Source organism: Sorangium sp. So ce124 (assembly GCF_051525235.1).
Lineage (GTDB): Bacteria > Myxococcota_A > Polyangia > Polyangiales > Polyangiaceae > Sorangium > Sorangium atrum.
In genome coordinates this window covers 4,679,162-4,698,231 of the sequence record NZ_CP150312.1, presented here as the reverse complement: position 1 = coordinate 4,698,231, position 19,070 = coordinate 4,679,162, and the positions used below count along the sequence as shown (strand labels likewise).

Below are 19,070 nucleotides of genomic sequence, written 5' to 3'. Positions count from 1 at the left end.
GTGGGCCACCATGCTGGGTCTGACTTCGTCGCTCTTCCGAAGTTCCCGGGGCCCCGGCGGCGGAAGCCGCCGTCCGGGGCTTCGAGGCGCGAGAGCGGGCCCAGGTGACATCGCGCGCGAAGGGCGCTCGACGACCCGGGCCCGCCGAGGACCATCAGGCAGCCGCCTGACCTACTGCTGCGACATTCACCTTCTGACGGTTCGCGACGACGAGGTTGAGGATCTGCACCGACGCCTCGTTGATGTCGTCCTCGATGTGCTGCGTCTTGCCGTTCAGCACGGCGAAGCCGATGAGGCCGATGATGGCCACGCCGAGGCCGAAGGCGGTGCAGTTCATGGCCTCGGAGATCCCGAGCGCGAGCACGCGGGCCTTCTGGCTCGGGTCGACCGACTCGCCGGCGACGGAGCCGAACGACTTGATGAGGCCCGTCACGGTCCCGAGGAGGCCCGAGAGCATCGCGAGGTTCGCGAGCAGCGCGAGGTACGAGGTGCGCGCCGAGATCTTCGGCAGCTCGCGGAGAGCCGCCTCGTCCATCGCCGCCTGGACCTCCTCGTCGGGACGGTTCACCTTGACGAGGCCAGCCTGGACGATGCGGGCGAGCGGGGCGTTCGCCGCCGAACACATCTTCACGGCCTTGGCAACGTCACCCGCCAGGATGCACTTCTGCATGGTGGCGAGAAAGACGTCCTTGTTGATGGACGAGCCGAACAGGTAGAGGGCGCGTTCGACGATGATGCCGATCGTGAGGATCGACCAGAACAGGATGGGCCACATACCCCACCCACCCTCTTTGAAAGCTTCATACGCTCCGTGCATTGCTTCTGTCCTCCAGTTCGCCTCGCGTCCCCGGGATGAGGTTTCGCGCAACTCGATCGGTTCCCTTTGTCAGACTCGTGTTGCCGAGGGGCGGCAGTCTTTCACTCACACGTAAAGACGGATGAGAGGCCTATTTTTGCTTGGCGGCGCTGGCCGTGGACGGCGTGCTGCTGTCGCTCTCTGGCGAGATGCCCACGGGACGCTAACCGAGCGGCGCTGACCTCTGCAAGAGTCCTGATCGTCTCTTCTGGGGCCGGCGCCCGGCGCCGTCCCAGCTCTCCCACCTGTCGTCCAAGACTGACTTCGCGTCGTCGCGCCAGGGGCCGTTCATGGCTCTGGGCGCGGCTCCCCGTTCACCGCAGAGCGTGCCGCCTTGTGGCCGAGCTACGCCGACGCGCCCGGGGGACTCGCGCATCTTCGCGATTGAGACCCGGCGCCGTCAAGAGAGATTTGGCCACACGTGAGCGCTCTGATACGGGCAAAACTTTACAACAATCGCGGGGTTATGTCATGATCGGCCGGGAGCGATGCGGGTCGACCGGCGGCAGATCCCGCGAATTTCAGGGGGCGCGGCGCCCGCATGACCACCGCCGGCCCGATCGCGCGCCGCGGCAGCGCGAGCCGCATCACCCGAGAGCGAGCGCAGCGGCTCATCCACCCGGGGGACGCGGCGATGGCAGAGCACGGTAGCCCGCTCGGATGCCGGAGGCCGGGGCGATTCAGGGGTCTCCGGACCTCCCTGTCCGGCCTCGACACCGCCGGCGCCCGTCCGCGTGGTCGGGGTGAGCTCGCCGTGAGATACGCTGGTTCTTGCGGGGATTTTCGGCGATCCCGGCCTCGCGGCTCGGGGCGCGGCAGCATCGCCGAGCTTGCGCACGGGATCGGGCGGCAGTTATAGTCGCCGCGCCTGGAGATTGTCGGGCTTCTGACGACGCTGAGAAAGGGACTTCGAGGATGCGTCATCTGCTGATGTTGGCGGCCGAGGGTGGTGGCGAAGGTGGGATGTGGGAGGCCATCAAACACAATCCGACCTTCCTGATCGCGAACCTGGTCGTCTCCGCGATCGTGGTGACCATCATCATCGAACGAACCGCGTTCCAGCTCGGACGCTACCGCGTGAACTCCAAGGAGTTCTTCGCGCAGGTCAAGAAGCTGGTGGCGGCCGGCAACATCGACCGCGCCATCAAGCTCTGCGACGCGAGCGACTATCCGATCCTGCAGCTCGTCAAGGCCGGCCTGACCCACGCGAACAAGGGGGCCGACGAGATCGACGCCGCCCTCAGCGAGAAGCTGTCCGAGCTGAAGCCGGCCGTGGAGAAGCGCATCGGCGCCCTGTGGTCGCTCGCGAACATCGCGACGCTGATCGGCCTCATCGGGACGGTCTCCGGCCTGATCAACACGTTCGCCTCCATCGCCGCCCAGGGCCTCTCGCAGGCCGACAAGCAGCGGATGCTCTCGAACGGCATCGCGGAGGCCATGTACAACACGGCGTTCGGCCTCGCCATCGCGGTGGTGTGCATGATCGCGCACGTGCTCCTCCACACCCGCTCCAAGAACATCCAGCACGATCTCGAGTCGACGACGGAGCGCGTGTTCAACCTGCTCACGATCAGCAGCAAGCCTGGCTACTAGCCCATGGCGGACCCGCAAGACGTCCCGCTCAGCTCGGCGCAGCGATCGAAGATCCGGCGCCTGTCGCAGCCCAAGGAGCCCGAAGCCGGGGAGGAGGCCGGCGAGCTCAACGTCGTTCCGTACCTCGACATCATCACGAACATCCTCATCTTCGTGCTCGCCAGCGTGTCGGTGACATTCGTGTCGTCAATCGACACGACCCCGCCTTCCATCGGCGGGGGCAAGGTGCGCAGCGAGCTCTCCAGCAAGGCGTTGAACCTCTCCGCGTTCATCACCAGCCAGGGGATCTCGCTGAAGACGTCGAGCGGCAACATCGCGACCGGCTGCCAGGACGTGGGCGGCGGGGTCACGGTGCCGAAGGTGAACGATGGCTATGACTATCCCGCCCTCACGGCGTGCGCGAAGCGCCTCAAGAACGCCCGCTCCGAGTTCAAAGAGGAGACGCAGGTGACGATCACGGCGAACCCGGGCATCGACTACAAGACGATCATCGACGTGATGGATGCGCTGAGGAGCGACGACGGGGAGGTGCTGTTCCCGGAGGTCCACTTCGGGGTGGCCCGATGAGCGCCGAGCAGCGACCTGCCCCGCGGCCGAGGGCGAGCGTCGTCCGCTACAAAGCGGCCCTCCGGAAGGCGATCCGAAGGAACCGGCGGGACCCCGAGATCGACTTCTTGAACATCACGGCGATGCTCGACCTGATGACGATCATCCTCGTCTTCTTGCTGAAGAGCGTTGGATCGTCGGCGGCATCCATCCCGCAGTCGAAGGACCTCACCCTGCCGAAGTCGGTGATGCAGGCCGAGCCCTCCCAGGAGGGTGTGGTCGTCATCGTCTCGAAGTCGCAGATCCTGGTCGGCGAGGATCCGACCCCGATCGTCATGCTGCCCAACCGCGAGCAGCTCGCGCAGTCGGGCGTCGACGCAAAGTACAAGCGCAGCGGGCCGAACGATCTCTACATCGTGCCGCTGGCGAACGCCCTGTCCCACGCGCGCGAGACGGACAAAGCCATTCGCGCCGCGAAAGGGCTCGATCCGTCGTCGTCGGAGGCGATCATCGTCGCCGACGCGACCACGCCGTACCGCCTCCTGATCGAAGTCCTGTTCACCCTGGGGCAGAGCGAGTTCGGCAAGTACCACCTGATGGTCCTGAGCGGCAGCCGCAAGCCGTAGCCATCCTCCCCCGCCCTGCGGTGCCCAAAGCCCCCACGACGGCCGCTCCGAGCGCCGTCATGGATCCACCCCTGCTCCCATGAGGGAGGGGCGCGCTCCCTTGCGCGCCCCCGTGGATCGGCCGGTGCTCCGCGACCGGCGCGCTCCCCCTGCGCGCCGTCGTTCGTTCAGTCCACCGCGAACAGCTCTTCCAGGTCGGCCTTGGTGAGCTTCTTCGCGCCGCCGGCGTCCTCGCTGAGGACGGACGCGACGAGCTGGCGCTTCTTGTCCTTGAGCAGCAGGATCTTCTCCTCGATCGTGCCCTCGGCGATGAGCCGATAGGCCGTCACCACCTTCGTCTGGCCGATGCGGTGGGCGCGGTCCGTTGCCTGCTGCTCGACCGCCGGGTTCCACCACGGATCGAAGTGGATGACCGTGTCGGCCGCGGTGAGGTTCAGGCCGGTGCCGCCCGCCTTGAGGCTGATGAGGAAGACCGGCACGCTCGGATCGCTCTGGAAGCGCTCGACGCGCTCCGCCCGGTCCTTCGTGGAGCCGTCGAGGTACTCGTAGGCGACTCCATCCTCCTTCATCGCCTTCTCGATGAGCCTCAGCATCATCACGAACTGGCTGAAGACGAGGACCTTGTGCCCGCCCTCGACGGCGTTCGCGATGAGCTCCCGGACCGCGACGAGCTTGCCCGAGTCGTCGTCGCCGAACTCCCGCGGCAAGCCGAGCAGCCGCGGGTCGCAGGCCGCCTGCCGCAGGCGGGTGAGGCCGGCGAGGATCTGCAGCTGGCTCTTCGCGAGGCCGACGCGCTCGACCTCGCCGAGGACCTGCGCCCGCACCTCGCGCGCGACCTGCAGGTAGAGCGCCCGCTGCTCGCCCGTGAGATCGCAGATCTGATCCATCTCGATCTTCTCGGGAAGATCCTTGGCGACCTCCTGCTTCGTGCGGCGCAGGATGAACGGGTGGATGGCGGCGCGCAGGCGCTGCGCGGTCTTGTAGTCACCCGCCTCGATCGGGCGCGAGAAGCGAGCCTCGAACTTGTCGAGCGAGCCGAGCAAGCCCGGCGAGACGTAGTCGAAGATGGACCAGATCTCCGAGAGCCGGTTCTCGATGGGCGTGCCCGTCAGCGCGAGCCGGCGCTTCGCGCGGAGCCGCTTGGCCGCCGCGGCGGTGGCGCTCATCGGGTTCTTGATGTGCTGCGCCTCGTCGAGGATGGCGTAGCTCAGGTCGAGCTGCGCGAGGAAATCCTCGTCGCGACGGAGGAGCGCGTAGCTGGTGATCACAACCTCCGCGGCCTTCACCTCGTCGATCTGGTCCTTGCGATCGGCGCCGTGCCAGAGGGCGACCGACAGCGAGGGCGCGAATCGGGCGAGCTCGCGCTCCCAGTTCGTGACGACGCTCGTCGGGGCGACGATCAGCGCGCGCATGTGCTTCTCCTCCTGCTTGACGGCGAGCAGGAGGGCGAGCGTCTGGACCGTCTTGCCGAGGCCCATGTCGTCGGCGAGCACGCCGCCCGAGCCGATGTCATGGATGAACTTGAGCCACGAGAGGCCCGCCTCCTGGTAGGGGCGGAGCGTCGCCTTCAGGTTCCTGGGCCGCTTGGTGCTGCCGATCTCGTCGATGTTGCTGAGCTTCTGGAACAGCTCGCGCGCGGACGCGGTCACGCTCGATCCGCTCGCGTGCTGGAGCAGCTCGTGCACCCGCCCGGCCTGCGCGAGCGGCAGCCGGCCGCTCTTGCCGGCCGCCATCATCAGCTCGACCTCGCGATCGAGCATCGCGCGCACGGCGTCGGGATCGAACGCGGCGAACGACCCGTCCTCGAGGCGGACGTAGCGCTTGCCCTCGGCGAGGCAGCGGCGCAGCTCGTCGCGATCGACGCCGACGCCCTCGCTCTCGAAGCTGAGCTTGACGTTCAGCCAGTCCATCCCCGAGGTGACCTTGGCGAACACGCCGATGGGCCTGCCGCGCACCTGCGTGTCGACGAGATCCTCGGGGACGAAGAGGTCCCAGTCGTCGGGGAGCTCGGCGAGCCCCTCGGTCCAGAAGGTGAGCGCCTGGTCGCCGTTCGCGATGAAGCCCTGGCCGGTCTCGTCCGGCTTGAGCCCGAGGGCGAGCAGCTTGCTCGCCGCCTCCTGCTGCGCGGCGATGTCCACGCGGATGCAGCGGGCGCGCTTCATCCCCTCCTCGGGCGGCTGAATGAGCACCGGGGGCGACATGCCGTCGGCGCGCACGGCGACCTCGGCGTCGCCGTAGGCGGCGGTCAGCGTGACGCGCGCCTCGATGAGCGAGCCGCCCGCGCGCATGCGGAACGTGGGCACGAGGTCGACGACCTCGGCGATCTGGTTCAGGTCGGGCAGCTCCGCGCCGACCTCGAGCGCGATCTTGGGCAGCCCCTGCATGATGATGCGGGCCAGCTCGCTCATCGGCTCGCCGATGGTCGGCGAGCGGAGCAGGCGGCGCATCGCCGCGGGGGAGACGCGCTTGTCGATGCGGCGCGCGAGCCCCTCCTGCGTGTCGATGTGCCAGCCCGGCCAGCCCTCGAACCACCCGCCCTGGAGCAGCGAGAAGCGGCGCTTGTCGTTCCCCCGCTCGAAGCTCGTCTTCACGATGATGGTGTCGCCGCCGACGGTCTCGAGATCGAAGCGCGGCCGCAGGCTGTCGTCGCCGAAGCGGAGCTGCATCAGCGCCGGCTCGAGCAGCACGCGCTGGCCCTCGAGCAGCGGGAGCAGCTCGGCCACGTCCTCGCCGCGGATGTCGACGGCCGGGTGGCGCGGGTTGCCGCTCTCGAACCGGGCGAGCAGCCGGAGGGCGTCGCGATCCGGCGTCGGATAGAGCGCCTGCCAGGCGAGCGCCGCGGAGGGCAGCACCGGGACGCGCGCCTCGGCGTCGAGGACGGTGACGGTCAGCGCCCCCTGCCGCACGTGGAGGCGGAACTCCACGCGCCGTGCCCCGGTGACGCCCTCGGGCGGAAGCCAGGCGCCGATCCCGGTCTGCTTGGCCGTCGCGTCCAGGACCGGCGCCGCGAGGGCGACGGGCGAGCCCGGCGGCCCGTGGGTGCCGACGACGGTCGGGACGGGCGCCGCCGGCGTGATCGCCAGGCGGCCGCGGCGGTCGCGCCGGCGCACGCGCTTCAGGGCGTCGCCGCCGGCGTGGGCGGTCTGCGGGACGAGCGCCGGGATCGGCGGCTCGCGCCGCGGCTGCGCGCCGCGCGCCTGGTCGCGGATGCTGATCAGCAGCGCCGCGACGTGCTTGCAGTGCTGCCCAGCCTTCTGGAACGCAGGACAGGAACACTGCGACTGGATGCCATCGGGCGAGAGCTCGACCTTGACCGGATACGGCTCGGAGTCGGCGGCGCGGACGGTGCCGCTCGCCATCGTCTCGTTGATGGAGATGTCCTCGACGACGCGGCGGCGGAAGTACTCCAGCCCGCGGAGGAAGGTGCGGGCGCCAAGCAGCCTTCGCAGGCCACGATCGCTGAGGGTAGAGAGTGCGTCGGAGATCGGAGGCGGCACGTCGTGGGCTCGGGATACGGGTGCGGCGGCTATTCGCCGGGATGGGTCGGGTGAACGGGATCTCTTGGCAAATCCCGCTGGGTGAAGAACCGTCATCAGATGAAGAACGGCAAGAACACGATGGTCACGGCGGGGAGCATCTTGATGAGCACGTGGATCGCGGGACCGGCCACGTCCTTGAGCGGATCGCCGATCGTGTCGCCAACGACGGCGGCACCATAGGTGGGGTTGTCCGCCCGCGCCCCCGTCTCGTCGACAAGGTAGCGCCCACCGTGCGCGCCGGTCGCGATGTACTGCCTCGCATTGTCCCAGATCGCCCCGGTATTCCCCAAGAAGAGCGACCCGAGGACGCCTGCGACCGTCCCGGCCATGATCAGGGCCGCGACTGAATCGGCCGCGACCAGAGGATTATCTTCCGTCCTTGCAAAGCGCAAGGCAAGTCCCACGACGACGGGCACCGCCACGGAGACGAGGGCCGGCGCGATCATATGGCGCAGCGCTGCCCGAGAGACCATCTCGACGCAGGGCTCGTGGTCGCCGACGAAACCCGGCGGGCGGGCGCGGGCCTGGCGTCTCACTTCATCGAGGACACGTCGGCCAGCCTGGAGGACGTTGCGAATGCAGCGGCCGGCCAGCCAGAAGACAAGGAGGATCCCGACCAGGGCGCCGAGATAGACCTCGGGCCGGTCGAGGCGCAGGACCATCGCGGTCGTCTCGCCGCGGATCGGCGCGCTCGACGCCAGCGCGCGGCGCCGGGACTCATCGAGGTAGCCCGCGACGAGCAGCAGCGAGGCGAGCGCGGCCACCCCGGCCGTGTACGCCTTCGTGAGCGCCTTGGTCGTGTTCCCGACGGCATCGAGCACGAGGGTGCGGCCACGCACGTCCGGCCGCTCGCGGGCGACGGTCACGGCGACGATGCCGCCCGCGTTGTCCACGATGGGGCCGAACGCATCCATGGCGAGGACGTAACCCGAGGTGCCCAGCATCCCCATCGTCGCGACCGCGGTGCCGAACAGGCCACCCCCGGCGAGCCCGGAGCGGGCGCCGAGCAGGTAGGAGCCGAATGTGGCGCCGACGACGACCAGGAGCGGGAGCACCGAGCTCTCGAGGCCGATGGCGAGCCCGCGCAGCACCGCCATCGCGGAGCCGCTGCGCGCCGCCTCGGCGAGCTCGCGCACCGGGCGGTGCCGCTGCTCGGTGTAGTACTGCGTGACGTGCAGCACGCCGATGCCGGCGACGATGCCGATCACGCCGCACGCGAAGAAGACGACCCAGTGGGCGTCGAGCAGCCACTTGGCGGCCCCGGCGATGCCGACGGCGTGGAGGGTGGCCGTGACGTAGAGACCCCGCACGAGGGCGTTGAAGGCGTCCTCCCGGTCGTCGGTCTTGACGACCATGACGCCGAAGAGCGTCGCGATGAGGCCGAACGCGCGGCTGACGAGCGGGAAGAGCACGACGGCGAGGGCGCTCGGGAGCCCGGCGTTGTTGCGGAAGAGCATCGCGCCGACCACCATGGCGCCCGCGTTCTCGGCGACGGTCGAGGCGAAGACGCCGGCCGCGCGCCCGGCGCAGTCGCCGACCGTATCGCCTGCCAGGTCGACGATCGTGGCCGGGTTCTGGAGGTCGTCCTCGTCGAGCCCGACCTCCGCGCCGGCGAGGTCCGCGCCGAGATCGGCCGCCTTCGAGAAGGTGCCGCCGCCGAGCTGCGCCATCAGGGCGGCGAAGGAGGCGCCGAGCGGGTAACCGGCGATGACCCAGGGGATGGTCGGGGCGAGCGCGAGCGCCTCGGCCGGCTCGGCGCCGAAGCCGCCACGGAACGCGAGGACCGCGGCGAACAGGCCGCCGAGGCCGAGCAGGCTCATGCTCGCGACGAAGAGCCCCGACACGGCGCCGCCGCGGAGGGCGATCTGCAGCGCGAGATCGAGCGAGCGGCGGGCGCCGCTCGCGGCGCGCACGCTGGTGCGGGGCGCGATCCAGGCGGCGACGCGGCCGGTCGCGACCGCGCTGGCGGCCCCGACCGCGAACGAGAGCGTCAGCCAGACACCGAGCTCCAGCGCTGGCACCGGGTTGTTCTCCCCGGCGCGCCGGAGGAGGCCGTAAGCGAGGAAGATGGCGCCGCCGAGCATCGCCGAGACCGCGCCGATCACGCTGCTCTGGCGGCGAAAGTACGCCTCCGCGACCCCTTGGATGATCGCGGCGACGCGCTGCATCTCGGGCTCGACCGCGGGGCGTGCGACGACCCAGCGAGCGAGGTAAGCCGCAAAGGCGAGCCCGAGCAGGCCGCCGCTGAGGGTGAGCGCAAGCTCCGTCATGACGGGCGGACCGGGCGCGCACCGTGGACGCGCTACCTCGGCCGGTGAGGGATGATGCGGGTGGTTGCCGCGGTATCGACAAACGCGCCGCAGGAACCCGCGCTGCAGCGGCGCACGCCTTCCCTACTCCGGCCAGGAGGGCCGTGCAAGCGAAGAAGACGCGCGTGGCCGGGTCATTTCAGGTCCTTCGCGTCGCGCCCGACGACGTGGTCCAGCCGGGTCTTGGCGACGAGCGCGCCGACGCGCGCGTTGAGCTGCTGGAGCCGCGCGCGCGTCACCTCGCCCTCGGCGTCGACCACGTCGACGCTCGTGGCCCGTCCTGCCCGGAACAACTCGGACCTGACGCGCATCGACTCCGCGGCCGCCGCGAGCTGGCGCTCTGCAGACTCGATGCTGCTCGAAGCCTTGCTCAGCTCCGCATACGCCGAGGCCACCTCGAGGCGGAGGGCGTCGCGCAGCGCGGCCTTCTGCTCCGCGATCTGCGTGGTGCGGGCGTTCGCCTCGGCGGAGGCGCCCGCGGTGGTGAAGATGTCGTTGACGACCCACGTGGCGCGGACGCCGGCGGACCACGTCGCATCGAACCTGTCGTGAGCTCCGAAGACGCGTTGGTTGGGGTTCGCGTAGGTGAGATCGGCGAACCCGTCCAACCGCGGGAAGTAGCCGGCCCTCGTGACCGCCTCGGCCTTCTCGAGCGAGTACTGCGTCTCGTCGAGCGCGCGGATCTCGAGGCGCTTCTGGAGCGCCTCCTGGACCAGCGCCGGGAGCGCCTCCGCGGGCGGCTTCGCAGGCGCGCTCCCCATCACGTCGATCCCCAGCGTGAGCGGCCTGTCCGGCGCGGCGCCGAGCGCGATACGGATCTGGTCGTCCGCGACCAGGAGCGCGGCCTGCGCCTCATTGAGCACCTGCTCCGCGCCGGCCACCTGGGCCTCGAGCCGGAGCACGTCGGCGCGCGAGAGCAGCCCGACCTCGAACGTGCGGCGCGCGTCCTCGACGTGCGCCCTGGCCTGAGACACCGCCTCACCTGCGACGACGACCTGCCCCTTCACGCGGACCCAGTTGAAGAACGCGATCTTCGCGTCGGCGGCGGCTTGAAGCGTCTCCGCCTGCAGCTCGAGCTTCTTCGCGCTCTCTGCGTGGGACGCCGACGCGTACCCCTGCGAGATGCGGAACACGTAATCCGAAATGGGTACGGCGAGGCTCGCCGTCAGGGAGTAGGAGTTGACGGACGAAGGGAGGCTAAGCCCAGGAGATCTGGCAAGTTCCACGAAGACGCGGCTGGCGGGGTCGGTGTTGGCGTCGACGATGCACTGCGAGTCGGCGGCGCCTGGGCAGGGCGCGGTGGAGAGGCGGCCCGGGGTAAATCTAGGTAGCCCCGCCGCATCGAAAACAGGTTCCCCCTCCGCATCGACTACGCGGAAGGCCGGCGCCCCCGCGCCGAGAGCCGGGGTCTCGACCTCTGACAAACGCGTGTAGGTGGCCGTGAGCGTCAGCCGCGGAAAGAAATTGACCATCGCCTGGTCGACCTTCGCAGCCGCCGCGCGGAGATCGGCCTGCTTGGCGCGGAGCGACGCGCGCGTCCGCAGCGCAGCCTTCGCGACATCGTCCGGCGTCAGCCCTCCCGGCTGCGGCGCGAGCGCCGTGGCGAGCGGATCGGCCTTCGGCGCCGCCGGCTGGGCCGCAGCGACGGCAGGCTGCGGTTGGCCCGCGGGAGGAGGCGCCGGAGCGGGCGGCGGGGTGACCGGCTGCGGTGCCGCCGGTCGGGGAGCGGCCGGCTGCCCCGCGGCCGGTGAGGCGATGAGCCCGAGGGCGAGCAGCCCGGCGAGCGTCGAGGCCAGCGAGATGCTGCGTCGAGACGAGGGTGCGGTGCTTTTCATGACCGGTGGGTCACTTATGGGCGGCGAGAGCACCCGTCAAGTCACAGGCGATCCCACGCATGCGTCTCGGCGATCGCTCGCCTCGCCGTCTGGCGAAGGTGACCGGGCAGCCCGCGCTCTCGGCGCACGGCGTGCTTGAGCCCCCGGGCCCGCATGGTGCCGTGACCGCGCCGGGCAACGTCCTGGGTCGCACCGGATACGATGGTCTGGCGCGCTCGTCATGCCGTGCCGCAATGGGCCACGACAGCAGGGACGTCATCGCCGATGCGCAGCACGGGACCCTCGCCAGACGCGCCATCCAACCCCGTTCACGCGCGTTGTGGACGGCAGGAATACGTCGCTCTCTCCGCGGCAACATGTATTGCCGCGCGCGATCGGATGGAAGAACATCGAATGAAGTGGCCGCCATCTTGCTTGGCGGCGGACCGGAGGCCCTCATGCATAGACTGCTTGCGTCGCGCCGCAGCTTCTCCCCGTTCCTCGCCATCCTTGTGATCGGATCATCCTTTGCCGCCTGCGCTCCGTGGGAGCTCGGTGAGGACGACACCCCCGACATCGGTGATCCCGGGAGCGTCGCGGTCGCGGCGGAGCCGCCGCCCGCCATCAGCGGCGGAACGCTCGCCGTGAGCAAGAGCGCCCTCCGGGCGGTGGCCGCGGATCCGGATCGCGACCGGGTGTGGATCGTCGATCTCCAGGCGCAGAAGCTGACCGCGGAGATCGCGCTGCAGAAGGGCGACGAGCCGGGCAGGGTCGTCGAGGACGACGCGGGTCGCTTCCACGTCGCGCTCCGCCGCGGCGGCGCGGTCGTGACCGTCGACGCGGACAGCGGGACGATCGTCGACAGGCGCGACGTGTGCCCGGCCCCGCGGGGGATCGCCTACGATGCGCAGACCGACGAGCTCCATGTCGCCTGCGTCGGCGGCGAGCTCGTCACGCTCCCGGCCGGTCCCGGAGCGGCGACGCGCCGCCTGAAGCTCGATCGCGATCTGCGCGACGTGGTCGTGGACGGGGATCGCCTCCTGGTCAGCAAGTTCCGGTCTGCCGAGCTGCTCACCATCGGAGCGGACGGCGCCGTCATGGAGCAAAAGAAGCTCCCGAAGTTCAACCTGTTCGGGCAGGAGTTCGCGCCGACCGTCGCCTGGCGGACGATCAAGCTGCCGACAGGCGGTGTCGCGATGGTCCACCAGCGCGCCTTGATCGCCCCGGTCGAGATCGTGGAGGGGGGCTACAGCTCCGGCGGATGCGATGGGAGCGTCGTCCACAGCACGGTCTCGGAGGTCGGGACGCCCGACTCCGACGGCCAGCCGAACCTGGCCGCTGCCCTCCCCTCCGCCACCCTGCCGGTCGATGTCGCGGTGTCCGATGACGGTCTCTCGTATGCGGTCGTCGCGGCCGGCAGGAGCGAGATCCTCGTGACCAGCAGCGCGAACTTGAACGTGGCGAAGGGTGCCCCCGAAGGGACCTGCGTCGAGGCGGAGCAGCGCGTGCCCGTGGAAGGCGAGCCCACGGCCGTCGCGTTCGCTGGGAGCTCCGTGGTGGTCCAGACCCGTGAACCGGCGGGCCTCCAGATCTTCGGGGGGATCGACGCCACCGGCAACCGCGTCACCCAGGTCATCACGCTCCCCGGGGAGAGCCGGAAGGATACCGGCCACGAGATGTTCCACCGGAACGCGTCCGGCCCGATGGCCTGCGCGTCGTGCCATCCGGAGGGAGGCGAGGACAGCCATACCTGGGTCTTCAACCCCATCGGCCCGCGGCGCACCCAGTTCGTCAGCGGCGGGATCCTCAACACCGCGCCGTTCCACTGGGACGGCGATATGTCCGGTATCGAAGCCATCATGGACGAGGTCTTCGAGCGGCGCATGGGCGGCATGCACCAGGGACCGCGCCGGGTGAAGATTTTCGCGCGGTGGATCGACAGCCTCCCCGCTCCGCCGGTGTCGTCGGCGCCCGACGCGGAGGCCGTCGCGCGCGGCGACGCGCTCTTCCACGACAAGGCCGTCGACTGCGCGAGCTGCCACGCGGGCGCTCAGCTCACGAGCAACGAGTCGTTCGACGTCGGCACCGGAAAGCCCTTCCAGGTGCCGTCGCTGGTCCGCATCGGCGCGCGCGCGCCGTTCATGCACGACGGGTGCGCGCCGACGCTGAAGGACCGGTTCACCAACCCCGCCTGCGGCGGCGGCGACCGGCACGGCAAGACGTCCCAGCTCTCGGACGCCCAGCTCGACGATCTGGTCGCCTACCTCGAGACCCTCTGACCCTCTTCCGGCGGGATTTTCGGCTGGTGAGCCCGCCTGATCGCGCCGCATCACCGCGAATGATGTAACAAACGCCGAGCCGCGATATGCTGGCGCGGCGTGAACGTCGCCGAAAAAGTCGCCACCCTCGAAGGGCTCCTCCACCGGGTGCAGCGGAACGCCGCTGCGCCTCGTACTCGGGCGCAGCTCGCGGCCTCCGCCGAGCTCGTCCCGCATCGCGGCGAGGCGCCCGGCGCCATCGCCAACGACACGGCGGGCGCGGCCTCGCCCGACCCCAGGTTCAGCTCGACGGAAACGTCGCCGGCGAACGAAGCACGGACGGCGGCGGCGGCCAGCGCGGTCGCCGCGAGCGGACCGTCTGCGCCGCGCTCCCTCGAGCCCGTCCTCGACGACGTCGGTGGCATCGACGCCTTTAGCCCGGCGGCCGATGCGCGCCAGATCGCCGCGCAGGCGCCGCAGACCGCGGCAACCAGCGCCGCGAAGCAGCCCGCAGCGGCCGCGAAGGCGCCGCAGCAATCTCCGGCGAAGACGCCGCCACAGCCGCCGGTGAAGGCGCCCGCAGGGGCCACGCCCGCGGCGAGCGGGGTCAAGGCGGGGGCCGTCAAGCCGGCCGCGGCGACGCCGGCGCGCAACCCTGCGCCGCCTCCCAGCTCGCCCGGGAAGCCGGTCGCGAGGCCCGCCGCATCGCTCGATCTTCCGCGAGCTGACGCGGGTCCCCCCGCCGGCGCTCAGGAGACCTACCGCCCGCCCGCGGAGGCCGCCGAGCTGAAGCCGAGAGAGGCAGCCAGAACCGCGGCCAGGGTCACGGCGCCTGCTGCCAGGTCAGGTGCCCAGGCCAAGGACGCGCCCGCTGCAGCGGTGCCCCCGGCCCGGGGCTCCAGCCCGCGCGCAGAAACGAAGCCGTTCTTCCCTCACGAGGACGTCGGTGCACGGCCCAAGGTGGCGGAGAGCGACAGCGAGCTCTCGTTCGCAGGGCTCCTCCCCGACGAGCCGGAACCCGGCCAGAGGCCCGCAGCAGCGCTGAAGCTCCCGGCCGAACGAAGGCCGACGCCGGATGCCGAGGCGCGCGCGGAGCGCAGATCCCTGCCCGACCGCGCGGAGGCGCACGCCACGACCGCGTCGCGCGCCGCGGACGACGCCCCGACGCTCGAGGCGGTCACCGCCCGCGCGCCGTCGTCCTCCGGGGAGCCGGTCACCCCGAAGGCGCCCGATCAGATCGCCGTCGCCACCCGGCGCGCGATGGGGGAGCCTGCCAGCGAGCAAGAGTTCAGCCGCGAGATGGTCGACGATGAGCCGACCGTGATCCGCGGCATGCTCGAGGACGAGCCCACCGTCATTCGTTCCCGCCCCGAGGGCCTCGAAGACGAGGAAACGGCGGTCCGCTCCGCGCGGTCCGAAGCCCAGGCCATCGCGCGCTCGGTCGCGGAAGAGACCGGCGCAGCGTCGCCCGGAACGCTGTCCAGAGACGCCAGCGACGAAGCGGATCGCAGGTCCAGGTCGAAGGCGGCCGACCGCGACCTTCTCCCGAAGGTCATCACCAAGGATCCGCCCCTCCCGGCCGACAAGGACGTGAAGCCTTCCGACCACGTCACGACGCGGCCGACCGCGGACGCCGGCATCACCGTGCGCCCGCCGCCGCGCCCGCGCTCTCGCGTGGGCCTCGTGATCGCAGCCGTGGCGCTCCTCGTGGGCGGCGCAGCGGTCGCGTACAAGCTCGGCGTATTCGGCTCCGAGCCCGCTCCCCTCCCCAACGTCGCCCCCGACACCACGTCTCCCGGAGCGACCCAGAGCGCAACGGCGCAGCCGCCGACCACCGCGCCGACTCCGACCGCTGCGCCCACCGAGACGGCGCCCGCTGCACCGTCCGCGGTCGAGACCGCGACGCCGGCGGCGAGCGCTGCGCCCGAGGCGAGCGCTGCCCCCGAAGCGAGCGCCGCGCCCGAGGCGAGCGCTGCGCCGGCCGCAGGCAAAGCCGAGGATCTGCCGTCAAACCGGGGCCACCTGACGGTCAACTCGCCAGAGCGAGCGTCGGTGTATGTGAACGGCTCGCTCGCCGGAAGCACCGGAGAGACGCTCGATGTGCCCTGCGGGACGCGTTACGTGCGGCTCGGTAAGCTGACGACGGAGAAGACGTCGACCCCCGCATGGCTCTCCGCCGGTCAGGCGGTCATCGTCGGTTGCCGCAAGCAGACGGTCGTGTCGATCACGCCCTCCGCGGCGAGCCCGGCGCCCGACCGGCCCACGAAACGGAAAGGCAGCGCCGCCGGCACCGCCACCCCGGACGGTGAGGGCGCTGCGCCCGCTCCCGCCGAGGAGACTGCACCGACGCCTGATCCCGCTCCGTAGAAACCCGCGCCCCCGGCCCGTCCGGTCGGGGCCTGCTCCCTCGGGGTCACCGCATGCCCCATGCAGAGGGACAGGGGCGCGGTGCTAGGCTCCGCGCCCCATGAATTCCGAGACGACTACCCTTCCCCACGACACCGGCGCCGCAGCTGGCGACGCATCGTCGTCAGCGTCGTCCGTCAGGGTGGCGAGCTCCGGTCCCTTCCCTCTGCGCAGCCCGGCAGGGGGAGCGCCGCTCGACGACGTGGCGGAGACAGAGCTCGGCGCCCTCGCGACGCTCGTCGCCAGAGCGCGGGCGGCGCAGGTCGCCTGGGCCGAGGTCCCGATCAGGGAGCGCGCCGAGCTCGTCGCGCGCGTCAAGAAGCGCCTGCTCGCGCGGGCCGAGGAGATCGCGACGCTCGTGCACCGCGAGTGCGGCAAGCCGATCGAGGAGGCCGCGCTCGCTGAAGTGCTCCCGAACGCGGATCTCATCGACTACTGGACCCGATCCATCGAGGAGCTCCTCGACGACTCCCCCGTCGCGCTCGATCCGCTCGCCTACCCCGGCAAGGTCGGGCGCATCCAGAGGGATCCTCGCGGCGTCGTCGCGCTCATCACGCCCTGGAACTACCCTGTCGCGATCCCGCTGCGCACGATCGTGCCGGCGCTGCTCGCGGGCAACGCCGTGGTCTTCAAGCCGAGCGAGGTCACGCCGCGCTCCGGCGCGCTCGTCGCCTCGCTGTTCGACGGGCTGCTCCCGGACGGCGTCCTCGCCGTCGCGCAGGGCGGCAGCGACCTCGGCGCCGCGCTCGTCGGGGCCGGCGTCGATCTCGTCGTCTTCACCGGCAGCGTCGCCACCGGCAAGAAGATCGCCGTCGCGTGCGCCGAGCGCCTCGTCCCGACGTCGCTGGAGCTCGGCGGGAAGGACAGCGCCATCGTGCTCGGCGACTGCGATCTGGAGCGCACCGCGCGCGGCGTCCTCTGGGGCGCCTTCACGAACGCCGGACAGAACTGCGCCTCCATCGAGCGCGTCTACGTGGAGCAGGCGATCGCGGACCGCTTCATCGGGCGCGTCGTCGAGCTCACGGGGAAGCTCCGGGCCGGCATCGACGTCGGCGTGATGACGACGGCGCGGCAGGCGCAGCTCGTGCGGCATCAGCTGGAGGCGGCCGTCGAGGGCGGGGCGGAGATCCTCGCAGGCGGCGCGCCGGAAGAGGGCTCGCTCGCCTTCCCGCCGACGGTCCTCAAGGTGGAGCGCGAGGACACGCCGCTGCTCCAGGAGGAGACCTTCGGCCCCGTTCTTCCCGTCATCGTGGTGAAGGACGCCGAGGAGGCGATCGCGCGCACCAACGCGTCCCGCTTCGCGCTCACGACCAGCGTCTGGACCCGCGGCTACGAGCGGGCCCACGCGCTCGCGCGACGGCTGCGCTCCGGCGTGGTGACGATCAACAACCACGGCTTCACGGGCGCGCTCCCGGCTGCGCCGTGGACGGGGGCGGGAGACAGCGGCTACGGCGTCACGAGCAGCCCACACGCGCTCGCGGAGCTGACGCGGCCGCGCTTCTTGCTCGAGGACCGCAGCAGGGCGAAGAGCGAGCTGTGGTGGTACCCTTATACGCCCGCGCTCCGGACCGTCGCCTTCGCGATGGCGCGGGCGCGAGGTGGAGCCGCATGGTTCGGCCGCATCAGCGCCCTCGTCGAGCTCGTCGCCGCGCTCGCGAGGCGCTTGCTCGGCCGCTGATCCAGAGACCCATCGAGCGAACGCATGCGCCCTCTGATCCTCCTCTCCAACGATGACGGCTACTCGGCCCCGGGCCTGATCGCGGTGCGGGACGAGCTCGCCCGGCACGCCGACGTGGTGGTGTGCGCCCCCGCGGTCAACCAGAGCGCGACGAGCCACTCCCTGAGCCTGCACCGCGTCCTCCGGCTCCTGGAGGCTGCGCCCGGCGTGTTCGCGGTCGACGGGACGCCCGCCGACTGCATCTACGTCGCCCTTCACGCCGGCGCGCGCGTGCTGCCGCGGCGCCCCGATCTGGTCGTGTCGGGCATGAACCACGGGCTCAACCTGGGCGCCGACATCTTCTACTCGGGCACCGTGGCCGCCGCGCGCGAAGGAGCGCTCCGCGGCGTCCCGTCGATCGCGCTCTCCGCCGATGCAGGCGCGTCGCTCCCGGCCGCCGCGGCGCTCGGCGTCAAGCTCGCCCTCGCCCTCCACCGCGCCGCCGGGCAGGAGGGACGCCGACCAGCGCCGCTGCTCAATGTCAACATCCCTGCGGGCAGCAGCTGGCCCGTGCGAGCCACGCGCATGGGCGCGCGCTTGTACACAGAAGAGGTGATCTTTCGCCGGGATCCGCGCGGGCACGAGTACCTCTGGATCGGCGGCGCGGGCGTACGCCACGACCTCGTCCCCGGCTCGGACACCGAGGCCTACGACGAAGGGGCCGTCAGCGTCACGCCGCTGACGCTCGACCTCTTCTCCGCGCAGCACGAGGGCATCGCAGGCCTCCTCGCCGCGGAGCTCAACGACGGCCACGTCGCCTGACGTAGCTCGCGTCGCGACGCGTGGAGCGCTTTCCGGCTCGAATGCGCTCGCCTACGCTCGGCGTCATGTTCAACCACGACGCCCTGCCCTCCGAGCACGCGCTCCGTTACCTCAAGGCGCACCTCCGGAACGTCCCGGATTTTCCGAAGCCCGGGATCCTCTTCAAGGACATCACGCCGCTCCTCGCGGATCCGCGGGCGCTCCACATCACGCTGGATCTCCTTGCCCAGCGCTTCGTCGGCGAGCACGTCGACGTCGTGGTCGGCGTCGAGTCGCGGGGCTTCATCTTCGGCGGCGCGCTGTCGGCCCGGCTCAACGCCGGCTTCGTGCCCGTGCGCAAGCCCGGCAAGCTCCCGGCCGCGACCGATCGCGTGGCGTACGCGCTCGAGTACGGCACGGCAGAGCTCGAGATGCACAAGGGCTCGATCAGGCCGGGGGCCAGGGTCCTCATCGTGGACGACCTGCTCGCGACCGGCGGCACGGCGTCGGCCGCGGCGGAGCTCGCGCGCAAGCAGGGCGGCGAGGTCGCCGGCTTCGCCTTCGTCGTCGAGCTCGATTTCCTCGGCGGTCGGGCGCTCCTCGCGGAGCGCGTCGGCGGCGCGGCGCCGGTCTTCTCGATCGTTCACTTCGCCGCGGGCGAGTGA

General features: G+C 71.0%; 12 protein-coding genes. 8 read left to right on the top strand and 4 right to left on the bottom strand.

The genetic code is table 11. From position 1 onward, the window contains the following. Positions 1–154: 154 nt before the first annotated feature. Positions 155–775, bottom strand: a complete 621-nt coding sequence (locus tag WMF19_RS17645; protein ID WP_231864858.1) for a MotA/TolQ/ExbB proton channel family protein — start codon at positions 773–775, stop codon at positions 155–157. A gap of 1,011 nt (positions 776–1,786) precedes the next feature. Here WMF19_RS17645 and WMF19_RS17640 point away from each other — a divergent pair. The 3 genes from WMF19_RS17640 to WMF19_RS17630 are packed head-to-tail and all read left to right on the top strand — an operon-like array spanning position 1,787 to position 3,621. Further along, positions 1,787–2,449 carry a MotA/TolQ/ExbB proton channel family protein gene (locus WMF19_RS17640; RefSeq protein WP_437900168.1) on the top strand — a complete coding sequence of 221 codons (663 nt, stop codon included), beginning with the start codon at positions 1,787–1,789 and terminating at the stop codon, positions 2,447–2,449. Positions 2,450–2,452: 3 nt separating this feature from the next. Then, positions 2,453–3,016 (top strand): ExbD/TolR family protein, encoded by a 564-nt coding sequence (locus tag WMF19_RS17635; RefSeq protein ID WP_272098211.1) that lies wholly within the window; start codon positions 2,453–2,455, stop codon positions 3,014–3,016. After that, positions 3,013–3,621 carry an ExbD/TolR family protein gene (locus tag WMF19_RS17630; protein WP_437900167.1) on the top strand — a complete coding sequence of 203 codons (609 nt, stop codon included), beginning with the start codon at positions 3,013–3,015 and terminating at the stop codon, positions 3,619–3,621. The genes WMF19_RS17635 and WMF19_RS17630 overlap by 4 nt, the downstream gene beginning before the upstream one ends. A 167-nt stretch (positions 3,622–3,788) precedes the next feature. Here the strand turns inward: WMF19_RS17630 and WMF19_RS17625 are convergent, their stop codons facing one another. The 3 genes from WMF19_RS17625 to WMF19_RS17615 form a co-directional block, all read right to left on the bottom strand. Next, a complete protein-coding gene (locus WMF19_RS17625; protein WP_272098209.1) occupies positions 3,789–7,118 on the bottom strand; it encodes a DEAD/DEAH box helicase in 3,330 nt (1,109 codons plus the stop codon). A gap of 95 nt (positions 7,119–7,213) precedes the next feature. Continuing rightward, positions 7,214–9,430 carry a sodium-translocating pyrophosphatase gene (locus tag WMF19_RS17620; protein WP_437802212.1) on the bottom strand — a complete coding sequence of 739 codons (2,217 nt, stop codon included), beginning with the start codon at positions 9,428–9,430 and terminating at the stop codon, positions 7,214–7,216. 173 nt (positions 9,431–9,603) lie between these two features. After that, complete coding sequence (locus tag WMF19_RS17615; protein WP_437900166.1) at positions 9,604–11,304, bottom strand: TolC family protein; 1,701 nt, start codon at positions 11,302–11,304, stop codon at positions 9,604–9,606. A 437-nt stretch (positions 11,305–11,741) separates the two neighbouring features. Between WMF19_RS17615 and WMF19_RS17610 the strand changes: the two genes are divergently transcribed. From WMF19_RS17610 to WMF19_RS17590, 5 genes are all read left to right on the top strand, one after another. Beyond that, positions 11,742–13,562: a c-type cytochrome gene (locus WMF19_RS17610; protein ID WP_437900165.1), complete on the top strand. Its 1,821-nt coding sequence runs from the start codon at positions 11,742–11,744 to the stop codon at positions 13,560–13,562. A gap of 99 nt (positions 13,563–13,661) precedes the next feature. After that, a complete protein-coding gene (locus WMF19_RS17605) occupies positions 13,662–15,908 on the top strand; it encodes a hypothetical protein (protein WP_437900164.1) in 2,247 nt (748 codons plus the stop codon). A 100-nt stretch (positions 15,909–16,008) separates the two neighbouring features. After that, the gene (locus WMF19_RS17600) at positions 16,009–17,625 is read left to right on the top strand and encodes an aldehyde dehydrogenase family protein (RefSeq protein WP_437900163.1); all 1,617 of its coding nucleotides are present in this window, start codon (positions 16,009–16,011) and stop codon (positions 17,623–17,625) included. A 24-nt stretch (positions 17,626–17,649) separates the two neighbouring features. After that, positions 17,650–18,426 (top strand): 5'/3'-nucleotidase SurE, encoded by a 777-nt coding sequence (gene surE, locus WMF19_RS17595; protein ID WP_437900162.1) that lies wholly within the window; start codon positions 17,650–17,652, stop codon positions 18,424–18,426. Between the two features lie 41 nt (positions 18,427–18,467). Next, on the top strand, positions 18,468–19,070 hold the full coding sequence (locus WMF19_RS17590; protein WP_437900161.1) for an adenine phosphoribosyltransferase: 603 nt from the start codon (positions 18,468–18,470) through the stop codon (positions 19,068–19,070).

Bases quoted from the DNA above. Each gene is read 5' to 3' on its own strand.
- WMF19_RS17615 (WP_437900166.1), bottom strand. From the start codon at position 11,304: ATGAAAAGCACCGCACCCTCGTCTCGACGCAGCATCTCGCTGGCCTCG.
- WMF19_RS17640 (WP_437900168.1), top strand. From the start codon at position 1,787: ATGTTGGCGGCCGAGGGTGGTGGCGAAGGTGGGATGTGGGAGGCCATC.
- surE (WP_437900162.1), top strand. From the start codon at position 17,650: ATGCGCCCTCTGATCCTCCTCTCCAACGATGACGGCTACTCGGCCCCG.
- WMF19_RS17635 (WP_272098211.1), top strand. From the start codon at position 2,453: ATGGCGGACCCGCAAGACGTCCCGCTCAGCTCGGCGCAGCGATCGAAG.
- WMF19_RS17620 (WP_437802212.1), bottom strand. From the start codon at position 9,430: ATGACGGAGCTTGCGCTCACCCTCAGCGGCGGCCTGCTCGGGCTCGCC.
- WMF19_RS17600 (WP_437900163.1), top strand. From the start codon at position 16,009: ATGAATTCCGAGACGACTACCCTTCCCCACGACACCGGCGCCGCAGCT.
- WMF19_RS17645 (WP_231864858.1), bottom strand. From the start codon at position 775: ATGTGGCCCATCCTGTTCTGGTCGATCCTCACGATCGGCATCATCGTC.
- WMF19_RS17610 (WP_437900165.1), top strand. From the start codon at position 11,742: ATGCATAGACTGCTTGCGTCGCGCCGCAGCTTCTCCCCGTTCCTCGCC.
- WMF19_RS17590 (WP_437900161.1), top strand. From the start codon at position 18,468: ATGCGCTCGCCTACGCTCGGCGTCATGTTCAACCACGACGCCCTGCCC.
- WMF19_RS17630 (WP_437900167.1), top strand. From the start codon at position 3,013: ATGAGCGCCGAGCAGCGACCTGCCCCGCGGCCGAGGGCGAGCGTCGTC.